Genomic DNA, 25,839 nt, shown 5'->3' on the forward strand with positions numbered 1-25,839 from the left:
CGGCCGGGCTGGCTGTCGACGCCGACCTCGCCACCCATCAGCGTCGCCAGCTCGCGGCAGATCGACAGCCCCAGCCCGGTGCCGCCGAAGCGCCGCGTCGTCGACTCGTCGGCCTGCGTGAACGGGCGGAACAGCCGGGCCTGCGTCGCCGGGTCGATGCCGGGGCCGGTGTCGTGCACCTCCAGCCGCACGCGGCCGGCCGGCACGCGGCGCACCACGACACGCACGCCGCCCGCGGCGGTGAACTTCAGCGCGTTGCCGAGGAAGTTGGTGACGATCTGGCGCACCCGCAGCGGGTCGCCGACGACGGTGCCGTCCAGCCCCGGGCCGATGTCGAAGTCCAGCGTCAGGCTGCGCGCCGCGGCCATCGTCGCGTAGACGCGCTGCGCGCCGTGCAGCAGCTCGACCAGGTCGAAGGGCTCGCTGGCCAGCTCCATGCGCCCGGCCTCGATCTTGGAGACGTCCAGGATGTCCGAGACGATCGCCGCCAGCGACTGCGCGCTCTCGGCGATGTGGTCCAGGTACTGCTGGCGCACCTGCTCGTCGAGCTGGGCGTCGCGGGCCAGCTTGGCGAGGTTGATCATGCCGTTGAGCGGGTTGCGCAGCTCGTGGTTGGTGTTGGCCAGGAAGGCGCTCTTGGCGCGGCTGGCGGCCTCGGCGGCGTCGCGTGCGGCGGCCAGGCGGCGCTCGAACTCGCGCCGCTCGGTGACGTCCTCGACGATCCAGACCGCACCGCCGCGCGCCGGGTCGACCGGGTCGACGGCCTTGACCACGAGCCGGGCCAGGAAGGTGCTGCCGTCGCGGCGTTGGGCATGGCCCTCGATCTCCACCGGCTCGCCGCGGGCCAGCGCCGGCAGCGTGCCGCGGGCGATCTCGACGATCTCGTCGCTGCCCGGCCAGACCGCCGCCGCGGGGCGCTCGACGAGGCCGCCCGGCGGCCAGCCGAACATCTGCTCGAAACGCCGGTTGGCCATCATGAAGCGGCCGCCGCGTGTCACCGCGATGCCGATCGAGGCGTTGTCCAGGATCGCCTCGCGCTCGCGCCGGCTGCGTTCGGTCTCGGTGACGTCGCGTGCGTTGACGACGAGGTAGTCGTGGCCCTCGACGCTGAAGCGTGTGCCCGAGACCAGCACCGACAGCACGCGGCCGTCGCGGGCGCGGAAGTCCGCCGGCAGGTCGGTGGCGGTGCCGCTGCGCTGCATCTGCTCGGCGAACTGGCGGCGCTGCTCGTCGTGCAGCCACAGGCCGAGCTCGATCGCGGTGCGGCCGACGACGTCGGCGGCGGCGAAACCGGTGGCGCGCACGAAGGTGTCGTTGGCCATCGTGAAGCGCCCGGTGCCCAGGTCGGTCAGCGTGATCAGCTCGGGGCTGCTGGCGAACAGGTGCGCCAGCACCGCCTCGGAGCGGCGCAGCGTCTGCTCTGCGGCCAGGCGCTCGGTGTCGTCGGCGTAGATCGACAGCGTCGCCGGGCCGCCCTCGGCCTCGATGCGCACCGAGATCGCGCGCACCGACAGGCGCTCGCCGCCGCGCGGCTGCAGGCGGAAGTCGGCGATCGTCAGCGCGGTGCCGACCGGTGCGCCCTCCAGTTCGTCGAAGCGGCGGCGCTCGCGCTCGCGCGATTCGCCGGCTTCGTAGGCGCCCAGCAGCTCGTGGCCGACCAGCGTCTCCAGCATGTCGCAGCCCAGCAGCACCAGCGCCGCCGGGTTGGCGTCGAGCACACGCCCGCGGCGGTGCAGCACCAGCGGCGTCGGGATGCGCGCGAACAGCTCCTCGCAGCGGGTCTCGGCGGCCGCCAGCGCGCGCCGCGCGTCCATCTCGGCCGAGACGTCGCGCGCGACGCCCCAGAAGCCGGCGAAGCCGCCACGTTCGTCACGCCGCGGCTCGCCGCTGACCAGCAGCGACAGCGGCCGGCCGTCGGCACCCAGCCAGTGCACCAGCCGGTCGCGGAACGGGGCGCGGGCGTCGAGGTCGGCGCGCAGCAGGTCCAGGGTCTCGTCGTCGCACTGGAACTGCGGCAGCTCCCAGGGCAGGCGGCCCCGGGCCTCGGTGCCGGCCAGCGGGCTCGTGTCGCCGCGCTGGCGATAGGCGGCGACGAGGCGGTGCTCGGCGTCGAGCTCCCAGCAGACGTCGGAGGCCAGCTCGAGCAGCGTGCGCGCGCGGCGTTCGCCGGCGGCGGCGGCCTCGGCCAGCTGCAGCGCGCTGCCGCCCATCCGGCTGCCGGTGGCGGCGAGCAGCGCACCCAGGCCCAGCGCCAGGGCCAGCGGCACACGCAGTGCGGCGTCCAGCGGCAGCGGTGCGGCCAGTGCGGCCAGCGCCGCGGCCGCGCAGGCCAGGGCCGTGGCCCCGAGTGCACGGCGGCCGGCCTGCGTGCGCCGGCGCAGGCGCTCGGTGGTCGCGTCGCCGGCCGGACTGCGCTGCGACGCCGGCAGTGCGTGGTCTTCGGGCGGGCGCGTGACCAAGGTGAGCCCTGGCTACGAGCCGCGTTCGCGCTGCAGCAGCTCGCGGGTGGCCTCGGCGACACGCCGGGCCGCGGCGGCGAAGTCCTCGCCCGCGCTCGCGTACAGCACGGCACGCGACGAGTTGACGATGATCGGCCCGTCGGGGCGCCAGCCGGCACGCACCGTGGCCGCCGCGTCGCCGCCCTGGGCGCCGACGCCGGGGATCAGCAGCGGCACCGTCGGCGCGATCGCGCGCACGCGGGCGATCTCCTCCGGGAAGGTGGCACCGACGACCAGGCCCAGGCGGCGGTCACGGTTCCACGGGCCGGCGGCCAGACGCGCGACACGCTCGTACAGGCGTTCGCCGCCGTCGAGCAGCTGGTTCTGCAGGTCGCTGCCGCCGGGGTTGGAGGTGCGGCACAGCAGGATCAGGCCGCGGCCGTCCCAGCGCAGATAGGGCTCGATCGAGTCGAAGCCCATGTACGGCGACAGCGTCACCGCGTCGGCGTCGTAGCGCTCGAAGGCCTCGCGTGCGTACTGCTCGGCCGTCGAGCCGATGTCGCCGCGCTTGGCGTCCAGGATCACCGGCACGCCGGGCGCGACGCGCCGGATGTGGGCCACCAGGCGTTCGAGCTGGTCCTCGGCGCGGTGTGCGGCGAAGTAGGCGATCTGCGGCTTGAAGGCGCAGACGAGGTCGTGCGTGGCGTCGACGATCGCGGCGCAGAAGTCGTGGATGCGCGTCGCGTCGCCCTTCCAGGCGCCGGGGAAGCGCGCCGGCTCGGGGTCGAGCCCGACGCACAGCATCGACGCCTGGCGCGCCGTCGCGTCGGCCAGCCGGTCGATGAAAGACGTCATGCTTTATGAGCCAGCTGCACCGCCCGGCCGATGTAGTTGCCCGGCGTCATCGCCTTGAGCCGCTCGCGTTCGCCGGCGGGCAGCGCGTCCAGGCTGTCGATGAAGGCGTGGAAGGTCTCGCGCGTGACGGCGCGGCCGCGCGTCAGCTCCTTGAGCTGCTCGTAGGGGTTGGGCAGGCCGTGGCGGCGCATCACCGTCTGCACGGCTTCGGCCAGCACTTCCCAGGCGCCGTCCAGGTCGGCGGCGAGCGCGGCTTCGTTGAGCTCCAGCTTGTCCAGGCCGCGCAGCAGGCTGTCGTGGCCGAGCACCGCGTAGCCCAGCGCCACGCCCATGTTGCGCAGCACCGTGCTGTCGGTCAGGTCGCGCTGCCAGCGGCTGATCGGCAGCTTCTGCGACAGATGCGTCAGCAGCGCGTTGGCCAGCCCGTAGTTGCCTTCGGCGTTCTCGAAGTCGATCGGGTTGACCTTGTGCGGCATCGTGCTCGAGCCGATCTCGCCCGCCTTGGTCTTCTGCTTGAAGTAGCCCAGCGAGATGTAGCCCCAGACGTCGCGCGCGAAGTCGATCAGGATGGTGTCGCAGCGGGTCACGGCGTCGAACAGCTCGGCCATGTAGTCGTGCGGCTCGATCTGGATCGTGAACGGGTTGAACACCAGGCCCAGGCGGTCCTCGACGACCTGGCGGCTGAAGGCCTCCCAGTCGAACTCGGGCCAGGCGGCGATGTGGGCGTTGTAGTTGCCCACCGCGCCGTTCATCTTGGCCCGCAGCGGCACCGAGGCGATGACGTCGCGGGCGCGCGTCAGCCGCGCGACGACGTTGGCGATCTCCTTGCCGACGGTCGTCGGGCTGGCGGTCTGGCCGTGGGTGCGGCTGAGCATCGGCACCGCGGCGAAGCCGTGCGCCATCTTGCGCAGGCGCTCGATCAGCGCATCCAGCGCCGGCAGCAGCACGGTGTCACGCGCGGCCTTCAGCATCAGCGCGTGGCTGGTGTTGTTGATGTCCTCGCTGGTGCAGCCGAAGTGCACGAACTCGCCGGCCGTCTTCAGCTCGGGCTCATGCTCGATGCGCGCCTTGATCCAGTACTCGACCGCCTTGACGTCGTGATTCGTCGTGCGCTCGATGTCCTTGATCGCCTGGGCGTCGGCCTCGCTGAAACGCAGCGCCAGGCTGCGCAGCAGGCCGCGTGCGGCTTCGGACAGCGGCTTGAACTCGGCGAAACCGGCGTCCGACAGCGCGATGAACCACTCGACCTCGACCTGCACACGCCGGTGCATCAGGCCGAACTCGCTGAGCAGCGGGCGCAGCGCGGCGAGTTTGGCGGCGTAACGGCCGTCGAGAGGGGAGAGGGCGGTCAGGGCGGTCAGGGTCATCGCGGGCGCGCCGGGCAGGCGGAAATGGCGGCGGCCGTCGCGAAGACGGCCGAACGTCCCCCATCAAGGGGTATTGCAGATTCTAGGCCGTGTCCTGTGACACCTTGCCGGCGTTTTCCGCGCCGGGCCGCGCATCAGGCGTCTACCAGGTCAGCTCGAAGCGGCACTCGGTGTCGCCGCAGGCCTCGCAGGCCACCTCGCGGGCCTGCGCATTGCGGTGCACGAGCACCGTGAAGAGGCGCTCGAAGGTGCCGGTGTAGAAGTCGCAGGCGGGCTCGTCGGCCTGCCAGCCGCGGCACAGCGGGTTGTCGCGGATCGTCAGCACGCAGGGGCGGCCGACGACGTAGCTGAAGCGGCCGCTGCCGGCGAAGGTCCAGGAGTTGCGGCTGATCGCGGTGAGCAGCACGCGCGCGGCCAGCGGGGCCGGCATCAGCTTGAGCAGCACCTGCACCGGCTTGGGGATGCGCCGGGCGAGCAGGTAGTCGGCGGTGCGCACGCCGGCGGCGTGCGCGATCTCGCGCGCGGCCGCCGGGCCCAGCGACTCGCGCAGCACGCCGTGCAGGCGGCGCACCTCCGCCTCGTCGACCATCGACTCCGGCGGGGCGGTCAGGTAGTTCACCAGGCCGGCACGGTCGAACAGCCGCCGCGTCAGGTCGGTGCCGACCCGCGAGGGCAGCACCTCCGCGACGCGGATGATGGCGTTCGGACCGATGCGCCCGGCGACGTTCACGACGCGCGCGCCTCCGTGGCGGCCTGCTGCTCTTCGGTCAGCTGCTCGGTGCCGCCGCCGCAGGCCATGGCCTTCGCCGCGATCTCGAAGTTCTCGTCGCCCTTGCGGCGCTTCATCTCGATCTTCGGGCCGTGCATCGTGACCCAGCCGTCGTCGACGCGCGACAGCGCGTCCGCGGTCTGGGCGTCGATGCGGCGCTCCTTGTCGAAGCTGAAGTTGACCACCTTCTTGGACTGCGGGCCCCAGTAGCCGACGCGGCCCAGGTCGTAGAACTTGCGTTCGAAACCGCTCTTCAGGAACGCCTTCAGGCAGCCCATCAGGTACTTGCGGCGCAGCTTGTCCTTCGTGAACGGGTACTGCAGGAACGCCTTGTTCATGAAGAACCGGCGGTAGTTGTTCATCACCCGGTCGAGCAGCTCGCCGCGGTCCATCGCGTCGGGCTTCATGATCGGGGTCACGAAGTTGTACTTCTCGAAGTCGAAGACCTCGACCTTGTCGCCCAGCTCCTGGAACAGGTCGGAGAACGGCCACGGCGTGTACATCGCCCAGTTGGCCATGTCCGGGTTCCAGTCGCGCGCCATCCGGTACGTCTCTTCCAGCGTCTCGGCGGTCTCGTTCTCGAGGCCGACGATGAACTGGGCTTCGGTGACGATGCCGTTGTCCTTCAGGAGCTGGATCGCGCGCTTGTTCTGCTCGATCGTGGTCTCCTTGTTGAACATGTCGAGCTTGAGCTGCGCGGCGGCCTCGGTGCCCAGCGAGACGTGGATCAGGCCGGCCTTGCGGAACAGCGGCAGCAGCTTCTCGTCGCGCAGGATGTCGGTGACGCGGGTGTTGATGCCCCACAGCACGCCGAGGTCGCGCTTGATCAGCTCTTCGCAGAACTCGATGAACTTCTTGCGGTGGATCGTCGGTTCCTCGTCGGCGAGGATGAAGAAGCCGACGTCGTGCTGCTTGACCAGGACCTCGATCTCGTCGACCACCTTCTTCGGGTCACGGATGCGGTAGTCGCGCCAGAACTTCCACTGGCTGCAGAACGAGCAGGTGAACGGGCAGCCGCGCGCGAAGTTCGGGATCGCGACGCGCTTGTTCATCGGGATGTAGATGTACTTGTCCCACTCGAGGATGCCCCAGTCCGGCGTGATGCGGTCCAGGTCCTCGATCGGCGGCTCGGCCGGCGTGGCGACCACCTTGCCGTCCGGCGTCGCGAAGGCGATGCCGTTGACGCAGTTGCGGTCGGCCATGAAGCGGCCCTGGTCGACGGCGGTGACCAGGTTCAGCATGACCTGCTCGCCTTCGCCGCGCACGATGGCGTCGATCCACGGCGCTTCCTTGAGCACCTGCGGATACATGAACGTGCCGTGGATGCCGCCGAGCACCGTGACGATGTCGGGGTTCACTTCCTTGACGATCTGCAGCGTGCGCTCGGCCTTGTAGATCGCCGGGGTGATCGCGGTGCAGCCGACGATGTCGGGCTTGAGCGTCGTGATCTTCTCGCGGACCTGGTCTTCGCTCAGGTCGTTGGTCATCGCGTCGACGAAGATGACGTCCGTGTAGCCGCCCGCCTTGAGGTAGCCAGCCAGGTACGCCACCCACGCGGGAGGCCAGTTGCCGGCGATCTCGGCACCGCCGGAGTGATAGTTGGGGTGGATGAACAGCACACGCATGGAAACGGCTCCTCGCGATTCGGACTCGCACGGTAGGCGGGCACCCTGATTTCAGTTTTGCCCTAAGTCAATGACGCGCGACAGTCGCACTGACAACCCAGCCTGACACTCTTGGCGGCCGTCAAGTGCGTCAAGGCATGGCCCTTGCTAAAGTGGGCCGGTTGTCGTCGTCACATACCGATACAGCCCCAGGAGCCCTGATGAAGATCACCCGCCGCATCACCCTGCTCGCCGCCGCTTCGCTGGCGGCCGCCGTCGCCGTCCCGGCCTTCGCGCAAACCAAGCTGAAGGTCGCCGCCATCTACACCGTGCCGGTCGAGCAGCAGTGGGTGAGCCGCATCGACAAGGCGCTGAAGGCCGCCGCGGCGCGTGGCGAGGTCGAGTACGTGTTCAGCGAGAACGTCGCCAACGCCGACTACGAGCGTGTGATGCGCCAGTACGCCGAAGCCGGCAACGTGCTGATCGTCGGCGAGTCCTTCGCCGTCGAGACCGCCGCGCGCAAGGTCGCCAAGGACTACCCGAAGGTCGCCTTCCTGATGGGCAGCTCGGGCAAGCCGCAGGCGCCGAACTTCGGCGTCTTCGACAACTACATCCAGGAGCCGGCCTACCTCACCGGCATGATCGCCGCCGGCATGAGCAAGAGCGGCAAGATCGGCATGGTCGGCGGCTACCCGATCCCCGAGGTCAACCGCCTGATGAACGCCTTCATCGCCGGCGCCAAGGAAGTGAACCCGAAGGTCGAGTTCTCGATCAGCTTCATCAACAGCTGGTTCGACCCGCCGAAGGCCAAGGAAGCCGCCTTCGCGATGATCGACAAGGGCGCCGACGTGATGTACGCCGAGCGTTTCGGCGTCAGCGACGCCGCCAAGGAGCGCAAGGTGCTGGCGATCGGCAACGTCATCAACACCCAGGCCCAGTACCCCGACACGGTGGTCGCCTCGGCGCTGTGGAACATGGAGCCGACGATCGACGCCGCGCTCAAGGCGGTGAAGGCCGGCGCCTTCAAGGCCGAGGACTACGGCCGCTACTCGACGATGAAGTTCAAGGGCTCCGAGCTGTCGCCGCTGGGCACGTTCGCGAAGAAGGTCCCGGCCGACCTCGTCGCCAAGGTCCAGGCCAAGGAGAAGGCCATCCTCGACGGCAGCTTCGTCGTCAAGGTCGACGACAGCCAGCCCAAGGCCGGCAAGTGACGCGGCCCGGGGGAACCGCCTGGTTCCCCCGGCGCGTTCGCGCTTAGCATGCCGCCCGGGCGCACGACGCCCGCCCGCGGGCTCACGCCCCCTCTCGCCAACAAGACGAAGAAGCGCCTTCCATGACCCGTGCCCTGCTCTGTGCCGCCGTTCTCGCCGTCGCCGCGCCGTTCGCGTCGGCCGCCACCGCCCCGACCTACGACATCGAGGACTTCTCGACCGCCGCGCTGATCGACAAGCCGACCGTGATGGCGGCCTGGAAGGAGGCGCTGCCCACCGAGCGCCTGGTCAAGCTCTACCCGAAAGCCAAGTGGGGTTTCCTCAGCCAGGTCGAGGGCGGCGTCGTCGACGGCAAGCTGTGTGTCGTCACCGCGCGCGTGACGCTGCTGCCCAAGACCTCGCCGACGCGGCGTTTCGTCTGGGAGCCGGCCAAGAGCTCGACGGTCTTCGACGGCCGCCCGGTCGCCTCGGCCGCCGAGTGCAGCGCGCTGGCGCAGGACCGGCTGAAGGACGCGCTGCGTTCGCTGGTCTCCAGCCTGGTCAAGAGCTGAGCCTGGACGCAGGACGCCGGAAGGCGTTCTGCGCCTGCCGAAGGCCCTCGCGCGACTGCACGCACGAGGGCTGAGGTCCGGAGCGCCGCGGCCTCAGGCCAGCAGCGCCCACAGCGCCGCGAACATGGTCGCGGTGACCAGCGTCGTGAAGTAGAACGTCGCCAGGACGCTGGCGCGCAGCGCCTGCGTCCACCAGCGGCCGCCGTAGACGCGGCGCAGCGCCAGCCAGGTGTAGACCGGCACGGCCAGCCACGCCACGAGCTGCAGGCCGCCCAGCGGCAGCAGCGTCACGCCCAGCATCAGGAACCAGAACGCGTGCAGGTGCAGCGCGAAGACGAGGTGCTCGGTGTAGCGCAGCCGCCGGTTGCGGTAGGCGATCGCCAGCCCGGCCGCGAAACACGGCAGCAGCACGAACATCATCGGGCCGACGGCGTCGGTCAGCCGGGCCTTGAGCCCGCTCGTGTCGTTGGCCAGCGCCGCCGGCCCGATGCCCAGGCGCTGCTCCAGCCGCTTGCAGACCGCCGCCGGCACGTTGCGGCACTCGAAGCCCTCGCCGCCCGGCTTGATGCCGACCTGCATGCTGGCGCCGCCGACGCTGAGCTCGATCTTCGGCGTCTCGCCCTTGTCGACCTGCAGCGCCGGTTGTGGCGTGCTGGGGTCGAGCAGCGTGGACACACGCACCGCCAGCAGCACCAGCACGCTGATCGTCAGGTACAGCCGCAGCGGCAGCACGTAGTGCTTGCGCCGGCCGCGCAGGTACTGGCGCGTCAGCTCGCCTGGGCGGCGCAGCAGCAGCGCCAGCGTGCGCCACATCGCGCCTTCGGTCGACAGGTAGGCGCCGCCGAACTGCTGCACGAACTCGCCGACGGTCGGCGCACGCACCCGCGTCTCCTGGCCGCAGTGCGGGCAGAACTTGGGTGTCGGCTCGGGCAGCGGCTGCTCGCAGTTGGGGCAGGAGTCCAGGATGTGTGGTTCAGGTGGCGGGCGGCCGTGATGGTAGCGGCCGCCCCGGCGCCCGCCCGGGCTGGCGCGCTTCGTGCGTGACAATCCGCCGATGTCTGCGAGTCCCCCGGTCCTGCGCCTGAAGGGCGTCACCAAACGCTTCGGCCCCCTGGTCGCCAACGACGGCATCTCGCTGGATCTGGACCGCGGCGAGGTGCTCGCGCTGCTCGGCGAGAACGGCGCCGGCAAGAGCACGCTGGTGTCCATCCTCTTCGGCCATTACGTCGCCGACGAAGGCTCGATCGAAGTCGACGGCCGCACGCTGCCGCCGGGCCAGCCCAAGGCGGCGCTGGCCGCCGGCATCGGCATGGTGCACCAGCACTTCACGCTGGCCGACAACCTCAGCGTGCTCGACAACGTGATGCTCGGCACCGAGCCGCTGTGGCAGCCGTTCACGCGCCGCGGCGACTGGCGCCGCCGCCTGCTCGACGCGGCGCAGCGTTTCGGCCTGCAGGTCGACCCCGACGCGCGCATCGCCGACCTGTCGGTGGGCGAGCGCCAGCGCGTCGAGATCCTGAAGGCCCTGGTGCGCGGCGCACGCATCCTGATCCTCGACGAGCCGACCGCGGTGCTGACGCCCCAGGAGAGCGAGTCGCTGTTCGCGACGCTGGCGCAGATGGTCGCCGACGGGCTGTCGATCATCTTCATCAGCCACAAGCTCGACGAGGTGCTGCGCGTCAGCGACCGCATCGCCGTGCTGCGCGGCGGCAAGCTGATCGCCGTGCTGCCGGCCGAAGGCGCGAGCAAGTCCGACCTCGCCGAGGCGATGGTCGGCCGCAGCGTCGCCCCGGCGGTGAAGACACGCCACGAGCCCGGCCCCGTCGTCTGCGAGCTGCCCGGCACGACGCTCTCGATCCGCGCCGGCGAGGTCTTCGCGGTCGCCGGTGTCGCCGGCAACGGCCAGCAGGCGCTGGCCGAGGCGCTGTGCGGCGAACACGCGCCGCCCGGTGGCGCCGTGCGGCTGGACGGCCGCGAACTGCCGGCCGCGCCGCGGCGTTTCGTCGAAGCCGGCGTCGCGCGCATCCCCGAGGACCGCCACGCCGTCGGCGTCGTCGGCGACCTGCCGATCTGGGAGAACGCGGTGCTCGAGCGCCACGCCAGCCCGGCTTTCGCGCGCTGGGGCGTCGTGCGCCGCGGCGCCGCCCGCGCCTTCGCGCGCCAGGTCGTCGAACGTTTCGACGTGCGCGGCGGCGGCCTGGACACGACGACGCGCTCGCTGTCCGGCGGCAACATGCAGAAGCTGATCCTCGGCCGCGCGCTGCTGGGCAGCGGCACGACGCCGCGGCTGGTCGTCGCCAACCAGCCGACCTGGGGCCTGGACGTCGGCGCCGTCGCCTACGTGCACCAGCAGCTGCTCGACGCCTGCGCCGCCGGCGCCGCGGTGCTGCTGATCAGCGAGGACCTGGACGAGATCTTCGCGCTCGCCGACCGCGTCGCCGTGATCTGCCACGGCGTGCTCGGCGCGCCGCGCGCGGCCGCCGACTGGACGCTGGCCGACATCGGCCTGGCGATGGCCGGTGCCGGCCGGGAGGTGGCACATGCGGCTTGAACGACGCACCGAAGTGCCGCGTGCGCTGCTCGTCGCCGCGCCGCTGGCCGCCGTGGCCTTCACGCTGCTCGTCACCTCGCTCCTCGTGGCCTGGGCCGGCGCGCCGGTCGGCCGGGCCTACGCGCTGCTGCTCGAAGGCGGCTTCGGCTCGCGCTTCGCGATCACCGAGACGCTGACCCGCGCCACGCCGCTGATCTTCACCGGCCTGGCCGCCGCGGTCGCGTTCCGCGCCCGGCTGTTCAACATCGGCGCCGAAGGCCAGCTCTACGCCGGCGCGCTGGCGGCGGTGGCCGTCGGCGGGCTGCACGACGGCGTCGGCTACGAGATCGCGCCGGCGCTGCTGTTCGTGCTGATGTTCGCCGCCGCGGCGCTGGCCGGCGCGCTGCTGCTGCTGGGCCCGGCGCTGCTGAAGAGCCGCTTCGGCGTCGACGAGGTCGTGACGACGCTGCTGCTGAACTTCATCGTGCTGCTCTTCGTCTCGGCGATGCTCGACGGCGCGATGAAGGACCCGATGGCGATGGGCTGGCCGCAGAGCGTGGCGCTGCAGGACGCGCTGCAGCTGGACAAGCTGGTCGAACGCAGCCGCGTGCACACCGGCCTCGTCGCCGCGGTCGTGCTGGCCGTCGCGTTGTGGGCGTTGCTGAAGTACACGACGCTGGGCTTCGAGATCCGCGCCGTCGGCGCCAACCCGCGTGCCGCGCGTTTCGCCGGCATGCCGGTGGGCTGGACGACGGTGAAGGTGGCGCTGCTGTCGGGCGCGCTGGCCGGGCTGGCCGGCGCCGTCGAGGTCGCCGGGCGCACCGGCTACGTCACGCTGGACATGAGCCCGGGCTACGGCTACAGCGGCATCGTCATCGCGATGCTGGCGATGCTGAACCCGCTGGCCGTCGTCGCCGCCGCGGTCTTCGTCGCCGGCATGCTGGTCGGCGCCGACAGCATGAGCCGCGCCGTCGCCGTGCCGACCTACATCGCCGACGTCATCGTCGCCGTGTCGCTGATCACGGTGCTGGTGGCGACGATGCTCACCCAATACAGGATCCGTCGGGCATGAGCGATACGCTTGATTTGCTGATGGCCGCGCCCTTCTGGGTGGCGGTGCTGCGCATCGCGACGCCGCTGGTGCTGGGCACGCTGGGCGTGCTGATGTGCGAACGCGCCGGGGTGCTGAACCTCGGCATCGAAGGGATCATGGTCGCCGGCGCCTTCGCCGGCTGGCTGGCGGTCTACCAGGGCGCGGGGCTGTGGACCGGCGTCGCCGTCGCCGCGGCGGTCGGCGCCGTCTTCGGCTTGCTGCACGGCGGGCTGACGGTCGTGCTCGGGCTGTCGCAGCACGTCGCCGGGCTGGGCATCACGCTGCTGGCGACCAGCCTGGCGAGCTTCGCCTACCGCGTCGGCTTCCCCAAGGTCGAGACGCCGCCGACGATCCAGCCGTTCGAGCCGATGTCCTGGCTGCCGATCCCCGTGCTCAACGAGCAGACGCCCCCGGTGCTGCTGGCGTTGCTGCTGGTGCCGGCGATCGCCTGGTTCCTCTACCGCACGCCGCTGGGGCTGGCGGTGCGCATGGTCGGCGAGAACCCGGCCGCCGCCGAAGGCCAGGGCCTGAACGTCGTGCGCCTGCGCCTCGGCGCGGTGGCCGCCGGCTCGGCGCTGATGGGCGTGGCCGGCGCCTTCCTGACGCTGTCGGCCTTCAACGCCTTCTACTTCAACATGGTCAACGGCCGCGGCTGGGTCTGCGTGGCGCTGGTCGTGTTCGCGTCCTGGCGGCCGGGCAAGGCGCTGGCCGGCGCGCTGCTGTTCGCCTTCTTCGACGCGCTGCAGCTGCGATTGCAGCAGGCCGGCGGCGGCGTCTTCGGCGTCGAGCTGCCGTACCAGGTCTACCTGATGCTGCCGTACGCGATGGCGATCGTCGCACTGGTCGTGATGGCGCGGCGCGCGGCGTACCCGCAGGCCTTGATGAAGCCCTATCGCCAGGGCGAACGTTAGACGCCGTCCAGCGCGGCGAAGAACGCGGCCAGCTTGCGGTCGTCGAGCTGGCCGTCGCAGCGCACGCCGCTGCACAGGTCCAGGCCGTAGGGCTGCACCGTTTCCACGGCCTGGCGCACGTTGGCCGGGTTCAGGCCTCCGGCCAGGTACAGCGGCAGCGGGCCGATCGTGTCGCGGATGCGGCGGCTGATCGCCCAGTCGTGGCGACGCCCGGTGCCGCCCAGCTCCTTGACCGCCAGCGCCGGGTTGCCCGAGTCGAGCAGGATCGCGTCGACGTACGGCTCCACCGCCACCGCTTCGTCGATCGACGCTTCGCCGGTGACGTGGATGACCTGCACGATCTCGACGCCCGGGCACAGCCTGCGCAGCGCCTGCAGCTCCTCGACCGCCACCGCGTCGACGAGCTGCAGCGTCGTCGTGCCGGCCGCGGCGTGCTGCGCGGCGATCGAGGCCGCGTCGGTGCGGCAGGTCAGCAAAAAGGTGCGTGTCGGCGGTGGCACCGCGGCGGCGATCTCGGCGATCGTCGTGTCGTCGATCACGCCGGGCCCGCTGGGCATCGCCGACACCAGGCCCAGCGCCGAGGCGCCGGCCGCGACCGCGCGGCGCGCTTCGTGGACGCTGGCGATGCAGCAGATCTTGACCACGGGCTTCAAACGTCGTCTCCGTCGATCCGCTGGTGCAGCCAGGGCGGTGGTGGTGGCGCCGTGTCGGCCAGCGTGACGGCCGCCTGCACCGCGGCCACGGCACGCGCGGCGCTGTCTTCGTCGGCGGCATGCACACGCGCCAGCGGCTCGCCGGCGCGGCGTGTCTCGCCCAGCGCGACCATCGCGTCCAGGCCGACACGCGGGTCGATCACGTCGCCGCCACGGCGCCGGCCGCCGCCCAGCTCGACGATCGCATAACCCAGCGCACGCGCGTCGATCGCGGAGACGACGCCGTCGCGCGGCGCCGGCACCTCGGCGATGACCGGCGCGGTGGCCAGGCGCGCGTCCTTCAGCACGTCGGCCGGCCCGCCGAGCCCGGCGACCATCGCCGCAAAACGTTCGGCCGCCGCGCCGCTGGCCAGCGCCTGGCGCGCCGCGGCCAGCGCCGCCGCTTCGTCGGCCTGCAGCCCGCCCAGCACCAGCAGCCGCGCCGCCAGGCCCAGCGTGACGTCGACCAGGCGCGCGTCGCCCGGCTCGCCACGCAGCAGCGCCAGGCATTCGGCGACCTCCAGCGCGTTGCCGGCGCTGCGGCCCAGCACCTGGTTCATGTCGGTGACCAGCGCCGCGGCGGCCAGCCCGGCGCCGCGTGCCGTGTCGACGAGGCTCGTGGCCAGCGCCTGCGCCGCCGCCGCGTCGCGCATGAAGGCGCCGCTGCCGAGCTTGACGTCGAGCACCAGCGCGTCCAGCCCGGCCGCGAGCTTCTTGCTGAGGATGCTGGCGGTGATCAGCGGCAGCGACTCGACGGTGGCCGTGACGTCGCGGATCGCGTAGAGCCGGCGGTCGGCCGGCGCCAGGCGCTCGGACGCGCCGACGATGGCGCAGCCGGCCGCGCGCAGCACCGCGTGCAGGCGCTCGGGCGACGGGTTCACGCCGTAGCCCGGCAGCGCCTCCAGCTTGTCCAGCGTGCCGCCGGTGTGGCCCAGGCCGCGGCCGCTGATCATCGGCACCAGGCCGCCGCAGGCGGCGACGATGGGCGCCAGCAGCAGGCTGGTCTTGTCGCCCAGGCCGCCGGTGCTGTGCTTGTCCAGCACCGGGCGGCCGAAACCGGCCCAGCGCAGGCGTTCGCCCGAATCGGTCATCGCCTGCGTCAGCGCCACGGTCTCGGCGCGGTCCATGCCGCGCAGCAGCACGGCCATCGCCAGCGCCGCGACCTGGGCGTCGCTCCAGCGCGCATCGCCTTCGGGTGCTGTCAGCCCGGCGACGAAGGCGCGGATCTCGGTGTCGGACAGCGCGTGGCCGTCGCGCTTGTTGGCGATCACTTCGGCTGCCAGCATCGTTCTGCCTCGTTCAGTGGCGGCGCACGGCGCGTGCATCCTGCGGCGGCTGCAGGCCGGGGTGGCGGCCCAGGTAGTCGGCCAGCGCGTCGGCGTCGCCGATGCCGACGACACGCTCGCGGCCGTCGCGCAGTGTCGGGAAGCGGTCGCCGCCGTCGGCGAGGTAGCTGTTGACCGTCAGGCGCACGGGCTGCCCGGGCGTGACCGGCTGGCCGTCCAGCGTCAGCGAGCCCGGCAGCAGCCGCGCCCCGGCCGGGCGCGTGGCGTCCCACTCGTAGCGCAGGCCGCGCGAGGCCTGCAGCACCCGCGGGCGTTCGCCAGCGAACTGCTGCTCCAGCAGCGCCGCGAGTTGCGCGCCGCTGATCGTCATCGTCACCAGCCGGTTGCCGAAGGGCTGGGCCTCGAACACGTCCTCGTAGCGCACGCGGCCGTCGGCGGGCTTCAGGATCGGGCTGCGCAGCCCGCCGGGGTTGGTCAGCGCCAGCTGGGCGCCGGCGGCGCGGGTGGCCTCCAGCTGCGCGTCGGCGACCACGCGGCCCAGCACCGACTCGCCCGAGGCGTCGGGCTCGCGTGTCAGCGACGCGGCGATCGTGCCGACCACACGCTTGGCCAGCGGCGCGGCCAGGCGCTCGTAGGCGGCGATCAGCGCCGCCTGGCCGGCGTCGGGCGCGAAGCGGCGCGTGTCGACGACGACGTTGTGCGCCTGCGAGCGCAGCACGTCGCCGCTGGCGCGGTCGAGTTCCAGGTCGATGGCCGTGACCAGCGTGCCGTAGCGGTCGCCGCTGGTGACCAGCCGCCCGTCGACGCGGCAGACGTAGGCGCGGTGCGTGTGGCCGCTGACGACGACGTCCACCGCCGGGTGCAGCCGCGGCACGATGCGCGTGACGGCGCCGCGCAGGTTGTCGCAGCCGTCGCGCCCGCCGTCGGCGTCGCCGCCCTCGTGCAGCAGCACGACGATGGCCTGCACGCCCTGACGCTGCAGCTCGGGCACCAGCGCATTGACGGTCTCGGCCTCGTCGCGGAACTCCAGCCCGGCCACGCCGGCGGGCGCCACGATCTGCGGCGTGCCCTTCAGCGTGAGGCCGACGAAGGCCACCGGCACGCCGTCGAAACGGCGGATGGCGTAGGGCGGCAGCAGGGTCTGGCCGGTGGCGCGCACGACGGTGCTGGCCGCCAGGTACTGGAAGCCGGCGCCGGCGAAGGGCTTCGGCCCGCGGCAGCCGTCCACCGGATGGCAGCCGCCGCGCTGCAGGCGCAGCAGTTCGTCGGCGCCGTCGTCGAACTCGTGGTTGCCGACGGCGGCGAAGGCCAGGCCCATCGCCGACAGCGACTCGACCGTCGGCTCGTCGTGGAACAGCGCCGACAGCAGCGGCGACGCGCCGACCAGGTCGCCGGCGGCGACGAACACATGGTTCGGGTGGCCAGCCGTCAGTTCGCGCACCGCGCTGGCCATGGCCGCGGCGCCGCCGGCGGGGATGCTGGTGCCGCGCGACGCGTCGGCTTCGTGATAGCCGCCGGGTGGTGGCAGCAGGTGGCCGTGGAAGTCGTTGATGGCCAGCAGGCGCACGGCCACCGTGCCGGCCGCCGCCACAGGGGGCGTGGGCAGCGGCGGCGTTGCGGCGCAGCCGGTGACGGCGGCGGCGGCCAGCGCGGCGAGCGCTGCGCGCCAGGCGGCCATCAGTAGCTGCCGGCCGCACCCGGCCGCGCGGTGCCGCCGATCACGGCCTGCAGGTCGTCGAGCAGGCTGCTGGCGCCGATGCGAAAGCGCGCTGGCGTCGGCTGGCCGAGCGCCGCACGCGCCAGGTAGACGTAGTTCTGCGCCTGTTCGGCGGTGCGGATGCCGCCCGAGACCTTGAGGCCCACTTGGCGGTAGCCGCCGCTGCTGATGGCGGTGAGCAGCAGGCGCGCGGCGTCGATGGTGGCGCCGTTGGGCGTGCGGCCGGTGCTGGTCTTCAGGAAGTCGGCGCCGGCGTCGAGCGCGATGCGGGCGGCGTTGCGGATCAGGAGCGGGTCGCGCAGCTCGCCGGTCTCGAGGATGACCTTCAGCGTGCGGCCGCGCGTTTCGCGCCGCACCTGGGCGAGCAGCGTGCGCGCCTGGTCCAGCGCCTGCCAGGGCATCACGACGTCGACCTCGTCGCCGCCGGCGGCCACGATCTCGGCCGCTTCGCGCACGGCGCGTTCGACATCGGTGCTGCCGTCCGGAAAGTTGGCCACCGCCGCCACCTTGACCGCCGGCGGCAGCGCCGTACGCGCCTGCGCCACGAACCGCGGCCAGACGCACACCGCCGCCACCCGCCCCTGCGGCCCCTCTGCGCGCCGGCACAGGCGCTCCACGTCAGCCGCCGTGTCGGCGTCGTTCAGGCTCGTCAGGTCCAGACAGGCGAGCGCGGTGCGGGAGGTGGCGATCAGGTCTTTCATTTCGGGTGGGTGGGCGGGGATGGGTGTCGGGGTGGAGTTTGACACCGGGGTGTGGCGCGGTGGTTGATGGCGCCGGAGGTTGTCGTCGGCTTGCCTTTTGTTTGGTTGCGCGTGGCGTTGCGTCGGTGCATATCGCATGCGAGCGCCGCGCCGTGCCACGGCAGCCGGGTGGCCAGTTGCCGTCGGTCACTACTCGAAGGCGGGCTGATGGCATGGCGGCGTTGGCTGGCAACAGAGAATCCACAGTGCAGCGGTTGTCGCAGGCGGAGCGCCACCTTACATTGCTCCACTACGCCTGCAGAGCGGCAGGTTTTGTTCAACAGTAGGGGTGCCTGCCGCGCCACGCCGGCGTGTGCTGTGCAGATTGACTAGGTGGCAAACGCTATTCGTTAGGCGGCACAAGTCGAAACTTGGTAACGCCACATGATTCTCGCGGACGTACAAACAAGGAAGAGTCGTGGAGCGATGCGGCTACGCCGTGCCAATACTTGGTTTATTTTCGTATGCGACGGCTATTGGGGCGAGCCTGTCCCTGGGTTCCGCTTGGCCATTTATTCATCCGGCAGATTTGGCGGCGCACAATACCAATCAGGATGGCATTTATCTTCTTGCTTATATTCTAGACGGCATCCTCGATGTGGTTGTCGTTGAGATGGCTGTTGAAGGCTGGTTTTGTGTGCTGAGCGCCATGGCATCAATCTATTGAATCTAAAGATTCGGTGTCTGCTATTGGTGCGCTACGTAGATAAGGGTCCGAGAGTCACCAGGATAATAAATCTTGGTCAATCGAGCATGTGGTTGGAAAACGATTCTTCAGTAGCTTGCTAAGACTTAAATCAACCAGGCGTCCGGTAAGGGCGGTTGCCGATGGAATCCATCCTTCGCGCCTCGGTCAACGATCGCCTCGAAGGTTCGAATTCAAAAATCAATAGCTCCACAATGATGCGACTAAAAGATATCTATCTAGGCAGCATTGATGCCAAGAATGAGTTGTTGGCAAACTCGCCAGATGAACGCGCTCGGTTCGCGGCTTCCTTCGTCGTTCCGCCAAATCTCACGATCGACGAGTTTATCAATCGCGAGAAATACTACGTGCTTGGTCTGAAGGGCACTGGAAAAACGGCGCTATTGCGATATATATCTATTCGCCTCGAAGAGGTTGACAAGGCGTACTCATCATTCGTGCTCTTCAAGTCTGAGATCGATGAAGACATGCGCGCAGACTTTGGCAAGACAGCGCGGCTACTGTTCGCAACGGCGAACCCGGAGTCTTTCGAGGGTACGGACTTTGAGGCGATCTGGCGATGGTTCATCTATCGCAAGATTGTTGAAGCGGTCACCTCCAATAGGTCATCCCCGTTTCAAGACAACTCTAGGTGGGAGGAGTTCAGGGCTCTAGTTCTCTCCGAAGCAATGAAGAGCAAGCCGACCGGTCTCATGCGACTTGTGCCGAGGCTTAAGAAAGGACAGATCGAACTCAGCAAGGACCCGAAGCTGTCGCTGGATCTCGAATGGGACTCCAAGGGAACTGCGCGAATGAAATTTGTGGACCTCGTCCGCAAGGCGGATGCCGTTTTTGCGGACCTCCAGCCATCAGATTCACGCCTCAATCTCTTCTTCGACGAGCTTGAGCTCAGCTACTCTGCGGATAGTCAATACGATAGAGACGTCCGCATGCTGCGCGATCTTATCGTCTCTATTGAGAAGATAAATGGCGTCGGAAAGGCGAAGGGATTCGCGCTCTGCTTGTACGCAGCGATTCGCTCGGAAGTCCTGAGTGCAGTGGCGTCGCTTGGGAAGGAAATTAACAAGCCATTGTCTGACTTTGGGACAGAGATTCTCTGGAACAGGCCAGGACATGATGCATCGCGCCAGCCACTTATTTACATAATTGAGCAAAGGCTCGCCAGTGCTCGAGGTGAGCACAACATGAAGCCGATTAAGAGTGCGGAGCTCTGGTCCGCATACTTCCCTGCGCAACTAGAAAAGATGGCGCCGCAACGATACATCTTGCATCAAACATGGTACCGTCCACGCGACGTCGTTCGCCTGCTTCGTTCCGCGCAGGAGCAGTTCCCGAACGAGGTGGGATTTACCTCGCATGTCTTCGAGAACATTCGAAAGAAGTACTCTACTGCGTGTTGGGTCGAAGTTACAGAAGAGATGAAGACAAGATATTCTTCTCTTGGTATTGATGGGATAAAGAAGCTGCTGTATGGGATTCGGCCTCCAGTAAGTGCAAGGTTTCTCGAGGATCGCTTGGCAAAGCTCCGCCGAGAACATGCTGAAGTAGAGCATTTGGCCAAGAAGGCATCAGCTCAAGCACTGATCGCAGATCTCTTTCGGATCGGAGTACTTGGCAATACGGCGAACGGGAACATGCGTTGGTCCTTCCGCGGTGACGATGAAGTATTGCCGGAACAGAGCTTGGTTATTCATAACGCGCTTCGCTCGTACCTCTCTATCCAGTGACGTCTCTCTACAGGGACGCCCCACCTAATCAACAATCGATGGCTCCGGTGAGTGGTCTTCCGGCCGAGGCGTCCACTGCGAGGCTGAGTCGGCATAAAAAACAGACTGCGCATCTAAAGGTGGCCTTGTTGAACTTGCTTTTCAAGGCCGATACGAGCCGCTCGGTAGGGCTCTATTCGCTCGTCGTCGGTGCCTGTGGCGCTAGTGGACCGAGATCCGGCGCGCGCTGAAGCTGTCTGGCGAACTTAGAGACGCTTCGTGACCGAGACCAAGCCACCGCTGAAGCTGGTCGACTTCGACGCCGCCCGCTACCTCGACAACGACGACGCGATCGCCGAGTACCTATCGGCAGCGCTCGAGGCGAACGACCCCGACTTCCTGCTGCTGGCGCTGGGCGACGTCGTGCGGGCCAAGGGCATGACGCAGGTCGCACGCGACGCCGGCCTGAGCCGTGAGAGCCTGTACAAGGCGCTGGCGCCGGGCGCCAAGCCGCGTTTCGAGACCGTCGCGAAGCTCGTGCGTGCGCTGGGGCTGGAGTTCAAGGCATTGCCTCGCTGAGCGAACAGCACGAAAGCAAAGCGAACCGTTCGACGGGAGCACCCCGAATGGCCACGAACCTTGCCATCGACCCCGAACTGCTCGAGCGCGCCTTCCGCCTCAGCGGCGAGCCGACCCCGGATGCGGCGGTAAATCTCGCTCTGAAGGAGTTCATTGCCCGGCGAGAGCAAGCGCGGGTGACAGACCTCTTCGGCCAGCTTGAACGGGACCCCGGCTACGACCACAAGGCCGAACGCAGCCGAAAGCAGTGAGCCAGGCTTTGATCCGGGACTTCCTCTGTACGCGCAGGTCCCGCGCACCGGCCCCTTATCGCGCCGCCCCTCCGCGCCGCCAGCCGGTCGTCGGGGCGTGTCCCGGAGAGAAGTATTAGGAGGAGGGCGGGCGCAGCCCGCCCGGGGGACATGAACGCAGGGACACGCCCCGGCGGCCGGCCCCCACCGGCGCAAGCGGACGTGCACCACCACGACGCACCCGAGGCGAGCAATCGGTCACACCCCGCCGACCCCAGCACCAAAGCACACCCCCTGCTGGTCATGGGATGGACGCCGCCCAAGATTTACCATCTCGCCCTCCCAGATCCCCCGAAAGACGGCCCCCCATGGCGTCCCTGCGTTTCGGCCGGCTGGCAGTCATCACGCTGCTGGCGGCCTGCGGTGTTGCGAGTGCCCAGACCCCGGGTGACACGCTCAGCCGCATCAAGTCCACCAAGACCATCACCCTGGGCGTGCGCGAAGCGGCGCGGCCCTTCTCGTTCCTCGACGAGAACAAGCGCCCGGTCGGCTACTCGGTCGACCTGTGCCTGGCCGCCGTCGACGAGCTGAAGCGCGAGCTGAAGCTGCCCGAGCTGCAGGTCCAGTACAAGGTGGTCAGCGGCGCCGAGCGCATCCCCAAGCTGCTGGCGCGCGAGATCGACCTGGAGTGCGGCTCCACCACCAACACCAAGGCGCGGCAGGAGCAGGTGGCGTTCAGCTACACGATGTTCGTCGCCCAGATGCGCGTGCTGACGCCCAAGGACACGCCGGTCACGACGCTGAAGGACCTGGACGGCCTGCCGCTGGCGCTGAGCAAGGGCACGACGTCCGAGAAGCTCTTCACCCGCCTGGCCGAGACCGAGGTCAACCTCAAGCTGCAGGTCTTCCCCAGCAACACCGAGGCGTATGCCGCGCTGAAGGCCGGCAAGGTGCGCGCCTTCGCGCAGGACGACGCGCTGCTGCAAGGCCTGGCCTCGGCCGACGGCGCGGCCGACAAGTTCCAGCTCAGCACGCTGGCGCTGTCGGTCGAGCCCTATGGCGTCATGGCGCGCAAGGACGACAAGGCGCTGCTCGCCGCCGTCGACCGCACGCTGGGCCGCCTGTACGCCAGCGGCGAAGCCGACACGCTCTATCGCAAGTGGTTCGTCGGCGACAAGCTGGCCATCCGCATGAGCCGGATGACACGCGACAGCATCCTGCGCCCCAACAAGGAAGCCGGGGTCGCGATGGTGCTGGGCTACCAGCTCTAGAGAGGCGCGCCTTCTAGGCCGCGGCCAGCGCCGGCAGCAGCGCCGCCAGCAGCCGCGCCGCGTCGTCGGCGCCGCCGCGTGCCACGGCCATCGTGTGCTCGTGGCTCAGCGTCTCGGCCGACAGGCCGGCGGCCATGTTGGTGAACATCGACAGCCCCAGCACGCGCAGCCCGGTGTGGCGCGCCAGGATGGTCTCGGGCACGGTGCTCATGCCCACCGCCTGCGCGCCCATCGCCGCCAGCATGCGGATCTCCGCCGGCGTCTCGAACTGCGGCCCCAGCACCCAGGCGTAGACGCCTTCGGGCAGCGCGATGCCCTCGGCCGCCGCCACCTGGCGCGCCCGCTCGCGCAGCGCCGGGTCGTAGGCGCGGCCCATGTCGACGAAACGGTCGTTGCCCGGCTCGCCGTGCAGCGGCGTGCGCTGCACGACGTTCAGGTGGTCGGCGATCAGCATCAGCGAGCCCGGCGGCATCGCCGCGTCCAGGCTGCCGGCGGCGTTGCTCAGCACCAGCGTGCGGCAGCCGGCGGCGGCCAGCGTGCGGATGGCGCCTTTCATGCCGGCCGCGTCGCCGTCTTCGTAGGCGTGTTTGCGCCCGCGCAGCAGCCACACCGGCGTGCCACCCACGCGCCCGGCGCGCAGCACGCCGGCGTGCCCGGCGACGCCCAGCCGCGGGAAGGCGGGCAGCTCGGCATACGGCACGTCGACCGGGTCGTCGACCAGCGCGGCGATGCCGTCCCAGCCGCTGCCCAGCACGACGGCGACGGCGGGCGCCGGGCCCAGCGCGGCCAGGCACTGCACGCTGGCGGCAATGCTCTCGTTCATGGCGTGTTCTCCTGCAGATGGTCGGGCCCGAAGGCCGCGGGCAGCAGCGCGCCCAGCGTGTGGCGCGCGGTGATGCCGTGTTCGTCGGCGCTCCAGACGGGGCAGTCGTCGGTGGCGAACTCGCGCAGCTTCTGGCGGCAGCCGCCGCAGGGCGTCAGCGGCCGCAGCCCGGCACCGACGACGACGACGGCGCGCACGCGCCGGCCGCCGGCGGCCACCATCGCCGCCAGCGCCGAGGTCTCGGCGCACCAGCCCTGCGGGTAGGCGGCGTTCTCGACGTTGGCGCCGGCGTGCACGCGGCCCTGGGCGTCCAGCAGCGCGGCGCCGACGGCGAAGCGCGAGTAGGGCGCGTAGGCGTTCAGGCGCACCGCGCGCGCGGCGTCCACCAGCCGCTGCATCGTCTCGTCGTCGGGGGCGTCCATCAGCGCTCCTTCACGTAAGGCCGGCCCAGCGCCGCCGGCGCGCGCGAGCGGCCGATGAAGCCGGCCAGCAGCACCACCGTCAGCAGATAGGGCAGCGCCTGGATGGCCTGCACCGGCACCGTGCCGACAAGCGGCAGCTCGGCGCCCTGCAACCGGATCGACACCGCGTCGAGGAAACCGAACAGCAGGCAGGCCGCCAGCGCGCCGGCCGGGTGCCACTTGCCGAAGATCATCGCCGCCAGCGCCATGTAGCCGCGCCCGGCGGTCATGTTCGGGATGAACGACGGGTTCTGCGCCAGCACCAGCGAGCAGCCGGCCAGCGCCGACAGCAGGCCGTTGAGCGCCAGCGCCTGGTAGCGCAGCCGCGCGACGCCGACACCGGCGGCGTCGACCATCGCCGGGTTCTCGCCGACGGCGCGCAGCCGCAGCCCGAAGCGTGTGCGCCACAGCAGCCACCAGACGGCGGCCACCAGCGCCAGCGCGCCGTAGACCAGCGCCGTGTGGCCGAACAGCGCCAGCGCCAGCCCCGGGCCGACGCCCGGAAGCCGCGCCACCTGCTCGCCCAGCGCGGTGAACCACGGCCCCAGGCGCACCGTGTCGGACAGCGGCGGCGTCTGCCCGCCCTGCTGGAACCAGGCCAGCCCGAGCACGACGGTGGCGCCGGCGGCGGTCATCGTGATCGCCATGCCGAACACGACCTGGTCGCCGCCGTGCGTGACGCAGGCGTAGCCCTGCAGCATCGACAAGGCCAGGCCGACCGCCAGCGCCACGGCCAGCGCCGCCGGCAGCGACTGCGTCACCGCGCCGGTGGCCGCGGCGGCGAAGGCGGTCGCGAGCATCTTGCCTTCCAGCCCGAGGTCGATGACGCCGGCGCGTTCGGACAGCAGCCCGGCCAGCGCGCACAGGATCAGCGGCACCGACACGCGCAGCGTGCTCGCCACCAGCGAGCCGATCGCCAAGTCATCCACGCGCCGGCCTCCCGAACAGCCGCGCCAGCGCCGGCGCGCCGATGCGCGACATCGCCCCGGCGAACAGCACCACCAGCCCCTGCAGCAGCACGACCATGTCGCGCGAGAAGCCGGGCAGCTCGAAAGCCAGCTCGGCGCCGCCCTGGTACAGCGCGCCGAACAGCAGCGACGCGAGCACGATGCCCAGCGGGTGGTTGCGCCCGATCAGGCTGACGGCGATGCCGACGAAACCGGCGCCGGCGACGAAGTCGGGGATCAGCCGGCCGTGCACGCCGGCGATCTCGTTGACGCCCACCAGCCCGGCCAGCGCACCCGAGGTCGCCATCGTCAGCAGCACCGTGCGCCTGGGCGCGATGCCGGCATAACGCGCCGCCTCGGGGGCGAAGCCGACGGCACGGATGGCGTAGCCGGCGCGTGTCTTCCACAGCAGCGCCCAGACGCCGACGGCGGCGGCTGCGGCCAGCAGCAGCGACAGGTTCAGCGGCGTCTTCGGCCACTCGACGCCGATCCAGCCCAGCGCCTCGTGCAGCCCCGGCAGATGCGCCGAGTCGGCGAAGGCGGCGCTTTCGGGCGTCATGTTGCCGGGCTCCTTCAGCGGCCCGACGAGCAGCCAGCCCAGCAGCGCCGCGGCGACGAAGTTGAACATGATGGTCGTGATGACGACGTGGCTGCCGCGCCAGGCCTGCAGCGCGCCTGGCACCGCCGCCCAGGCGCAGCCGCCGGCCGCCGCGGCGGCCACCATCAGCGGCAGCATCACCCAGGCCGGCAGCACGCTGGAGGCGGCCAGCGCCACCAGCCCGGCGCACAGCCCGCCCAGCATCGCCTGGCCTTCGCTGCCGATGTTGAACAGCCCGGCGTGATAGGCCACGGCCACCGACAGCCCGGTGAAGACGAAGGTCGTCGCGTAATACAGCGTGTAGCCCCAGCCGATGCGGCTGCCGAACGCGCCCTGCGCCAGCAGCTTCATCACCTGCAGCGGATCGAAGCCCACCAGCGCCATCACGCCGCCGGCCACCAGCAGCGCCGCCGCCAGGTTCACCAACGGCAGCACGGCGATGTCGACCCAGCGGGGGAGGTCGGGGGTGCGGGTCATGGGGCTTCGTGCTCCTCGTGGGAGGCGTTCTCCGATAGATGCGCGGGGGCCGGCCGCCGTGCGTTCATGCATCGGCGCGTCCGCAGGCCGTCGGGGCGTGCCGCTGCGTTCATGTCCCCCGGGCGGGCTGGCGCCCGCCCTCCTCCTAATACTTCACTCCGCGACACGCCCCGACGACCTGCTCGTACACCGAGACAGGCGCACAGACAGGTGGCATGCCACCGCTCGTTGTGGGCACGGCAGGGGGCCGCCGTCGGGGGCGACTTTCGCGGGTGAG

Annotated in this window: 24 protein-coding genes; 10 read left to right on the top strand and 14 right to left on the bottom strand. The window is 70.3% G+C overall.

Annotation, left to right across the window (positions count from 1 at the left end; genetic code table 11):
* The 5 genes from RBXJA2T_RS19430 to bchE all read right to left on the bottom strand — a co-directional run.
* Positions 1–2,459, bottom strand: a 2,459-nt coding sequence (locus RBXJA2T_RS19430; RefSeq protein ID WP_009856149.1) for a PAS domain S-box protein, incomplete at its 3' end; no start/stop codon positions are given.
* A gap of 12 nt (positions 2,460–2,471) precedes the next feature.
* Positions 2,472–3,293, bottom strand: coding sequence for an orotidine-5'-phosphate decarboxylase (gene pyrF, locus RBXJA2T_RS04565; RefSeq protein ID WP_009856150.1), 822 nt, complete (start codon positions 3,291–3,293; stop codon positions 2,472–2,474).
* Positions 3,290–4,660 (bottom strand): adenylosuccinate lyase, encoded by a 1,371-nt coding sequence (purB, locus tag RBXJA2T_RS04570; RefSeq protein WP_009856151.1) that lies wholly within the window; start codon positions 4,658–4,660, stop codon positions 3,290–3,292. The genes pyrF and purB overlap by 4 nt, the downstream gene beginning before the upstream one ends.
* Positions 4,661–4,802: 142 nt before the next feature.
* A complete protein-coding gene (bchJ, locus tag RBXJA2T_RS04575; protein WP_009856152.1) occupies positions 4,803–5,390 on the bottom strand; it encodes a bacteriochlorophyll 4-vinyl reductase in 588 nt (195 codons plus the stop codon).
* The gene (gene bchE, locus RBXJA2T_RS04580; protein WP_009856153.1) at positions 5,387–7,054 is read right to left on the bottom strand and encodes a magnesium-protoporphyrin IX monomethyl ester anaerobic oxidative cyclase; all 1,668 of its coding nucleotides are present in this window, start codon (positions 7,052–7,054) and stop codon (positions 5,387–5,389) included. Before bchE ends, bchJ begins: the two co-directional genes overlap by 4 nt.
* 200 nt (positions 7,055–7,254) lie before the next feature.
* On the opposite strand from bchE, the gene RBXJA2T_RS04585 reads away from it, so the two are divergent.
* Together RBXJA2T_RS04585 and RBXJA2T_RS04590 are read left to right on the top strand one after the other, a co-directional pair.
* Positions 7,255–8,244 carry a BMP family protein gene (locus RBXJA2T_RS04585; protein ID WP_009856154.1) on the top strand — a complete coding sequence of 330 codons (990 nt, stop codon included), beginning with the start codon at positions 7,255–7,257 and terminating at the stop codon, positions 8,242–8,244.
* A 122-nt stretch (positions 8,245–8,366) separates the two neighbouring features.
* Entirely contained in the window at positions 8,367–8,795 is a 429-nt protein-coding gene (locus RBXJA2T_RS04590) for a hypothetical protein (RefSeq protein WP_009856155.1), read from the top strand.
* Between the two features lie 93 nt (positions 8,796–8,888).
* On the opposite strand, the gene RBXJA2T_RS04595 is transcribed toward RBXJA2T_RS04590, so the two are convergent.
* Complete coding sequence (locus tag RBXJA2T_RS04595) at positions 8,889–9,677, bottom strand: DUF3667 domain-containing protein (protein WP_009856156.1); 789 nt, start codon at positions 9,675–9,677, stop codon at positions 8,889–8,891.
* Between the two features lie 172 nt (positions 9,678–9,849).
* On the opposite strand from RBXJA2T_RS04595, the gene RBXJA2T_RS04600 reads away from it, so the two are divergent.
* From RBXJA2T_RS04600 to RBXJA2T_RS04610, 3 genes are read left to right on the top strand one after another with little or no spacing between them, the layout of a single operon-like run.
* Positions 9,850–11,346, top strand: coding sequence for an ABC transporter ATP-binding protein (locus RBXJA2T_RS04600; RefSeq protein ID WP_009856157.1), 1,497 nt, complete (start codon positions 9,850–9,852; stop codon positions 11,344–11,346).
* The gene (locus tag RBXJA2T_RS04605) at positions 11,336–12,397 is read left to right on the top strand and encodes an ABC transporter permease (protein ID WP_029718887.1); all 1,062 of its coding nucleotides are present in this window, start codon (positions 11,336–11,338) and stop codon (positions 12,395–12,397) included. Before RBXJA2T_RS04600 ends, RBXJA2T_RS04605 begins: the two co-directional genes overlap by 11 nt.
* Positions 12,394–13,329 carry an ABC transporter permease gene (locus RBXJA2T_RS04610; RefSeq protein WP_029718888.1) on the top strand — a complete coding sequence of 312 codons (936 nt, stop codon included), beginning with the start codon at positions 12,394–12,396 and terminating at the stop codon, positions 13,327–13,329. Before RBXJA2T_RS04605 ends, RBXJA2T_RS04610 begins: the two co-directional genes overlap by 4 nt.
* Here the strand turns inward: RBXJA2T_RS04610 and RBXJA2T_RS04615 are convergent.
* Genes RBXJA2T_RS04615 through deoC form a run of 4 tightly spaced genes read right to left on the bottom strand, consistent with a single transcriptional unit; the run spans position 13,326 to position 17,725 of the window.
* Positions 13,326–13,973, bottom strand: coding sequence for a phosphoribosylanthranilate isomerase (locus RBXJA2T_RS04615; protein ID WP_237704854.1), 648 nt, complete (start codon positions 13,971–13,973; stop codon positions 13,326–13,328). The two genes, RBXJA2T_RS04610 and RBXJA2T_RS04615, sit on opposite strands and share 4 nt — an antisense overlap.
* 5 nt (positions 13,974–13,978) lie before the next feature.
* A complete protein-coding gene (locus RBXJA2T_RS04620) occupies positions 13,979–15,307 on the bottom strand; it encodes a thymidine phosphorylase (RefSeq protein ID WP_009856161.1) in 1,329 nt (442 codons plus the stop codon).
* Positions 15,308–15,320: 13 nt separating this feature from the next.
* Entirely contained in the window at positions 15,321–16,985 is a 1,665-nt protein-coding gene (locus RBXJA2T_RS04625) for a bifunctional metallophosphatase/5'-nucleotidase (protein WP_009856162.1), read from the bottom strand.
* Positions 16,985–17,725: a deoxyribose-phosphate aldolase gene (gene deoC / locus RBXJA2T_RS04630; protein ID WP_009856163.1), complete on the bottom strand. Its 741-nt coding sequence runs from the start codon at positions 17,723–17,725 to the stop codon at positions 16,985–16,987. The genes RBXJA2T_RS04625 and deoC overlap by 1 nt, the downstream gene beginning before the upstream one ends.
* 457 nt (positions 17,726–18,182) lie before the next feature.
* On the opposite strand from deoC, the gene RBXJA2T_RS20065 reads away from it, so the two are divergent.
* The 5 genes from RBXJA2T_RS20065 to RBXJA2T_RS04645 all read left to right on the top strand — a co-directional run bounded on the left by RBXJA2T_RS20065 (position 18,183) and on the right by RBXJA2T_RS04645 (position 22,256).
* Positions 18,183–18,431: a hypothetical protein gene (locus RBXJA2T_RS20065; RefSeq protein WP_138938784.1), complete on the top strand. Its 249-nt coding sequence runs from the start codon at positions 18,183–18,185 to the stop codon at positions 18,429–18,431.
* 161 nt (positions 18,432–18,592) lie between these two features.
* Complete coding sequence (locus RBXJA2T_RS20070; protein ID WP_138938785.1) at positions 18,593–20,197, top strand: P-loop ATPase, Sll1717 family; 1,605 nt, start codon at positions 18,593–18,595, stop codon at positions 20,195–20,197.
* Positions 20,198–20,455: 258 nt separating this feature from the next.
* Positions 20,456–20,755 carry an addiction module antidote protein gene (locus tag RBXJA2T_RS04635; protein WP_009856164.1) on the top strand — a complete coding sequence of 100 codons (300 nt, stop codon included), beginning with the start codon at positions 20,456–20,458 and terminating at the stop codon, positions 20,753–20,755.
* A 47-nt stretch (positions 20,756–20,802) separates the two neighbouring features.
* Entirely contained in the window at positions 20,803–21,006 is a 204-nt protein-coding gene (locus tag RBXJA2T_RS04640) for a type II toxin-antitoxin system VapB family antitoxin (protein WP_009856165.1), read from the top strand.
* 347 nt (positions 21,007–21,353) lie between these two features.
* Positions 21,354–22,256, top strand: a complete 903-nt coding sequence (locus tag RBXJA2T_RS04645) for an amino acid ABC transporter substrate-binding protein (RefSeq protein ID WP_009856166.1) — start codon at positions 21,354–21,356, stop codon at positions 22,254–22,256.
* A 13-nt stretch (positions 22,257–22,269) separates the two neighbouring features.
* Here the strand turns inward: RBXJA2T_RS04645 and RBXJA2T_RS04650 are convergent, their stop codons facing one another.
* The 4 genes from RBXJA2T_RS04650 to RBXJA2T_RS04665 are packed head-to-tail and all read right to left on the bottom strand — an operon-like array spanning position 22,270 to position 25,562.
* Entirely contained in the window at positions 22,270–23,079 is an 810-nt protein-coding gene (locus RBXJA2T_RS04650) for a purine-nucleoside phosphorylase (protein WP_009856167.1), read from the bottom strand.
* On the bottom strand, positions 23,076–23,501 hold the full coding sequence (locus RBXJA2T_RS04655; RefSeq protein WP_009856168.1) for a cytidine deaminase: 426 nt from the start codon (positions 23,499–23,501) through the stop codon (positions 23,076–23,078). The genes RBXJA2T_RS04650 and RBXJA2T_RS04655 overlap by 4 nt, the downstream gene beginning before the upstream one ends.
* Entirely contained in the window at positions 23,501–24,469 is a 969-nt protein-coding gene (locus RBXJA2T_RS04660; RefSeq protein WP_029718889.1) for an ABC transporter permease, read from the bottom strand. The genes RBXJA2T_RS04655 and RBXJA2T_RS04660 overlap by 1 nt, the downstream gene beginning before the upstream one ends.
* A complete protein-coding gene (locus RBXJA2T_RS04665) occupies positions 24,462–25,562 on the bottom strand; it encodes an ABC transporter permease (RefSeq protein ID WP_009856170.1) in 1,101 nt (366 codons plus the stop codon). Before RBXJA2T_RS04665 ends, RBXJA2T_RS04660 begins: the two co-directional genes overlap by 8 nt.
* Positions 25,563–25,839: the final 277 nt, after the last annotated feature.

This window comes from Rubrivivax benzoatilyticus JA2 = ATCC BAA-35 (genome assembly GCF_000190375.1).
GTDB classification, from domain to species: Bacteria; Pseudomonadota; Gammaproteobacteria; order Burkholderiales; family Burkholderiaceae_C; genus Rubrivivax; species Rubrivivax benzoatilyticus.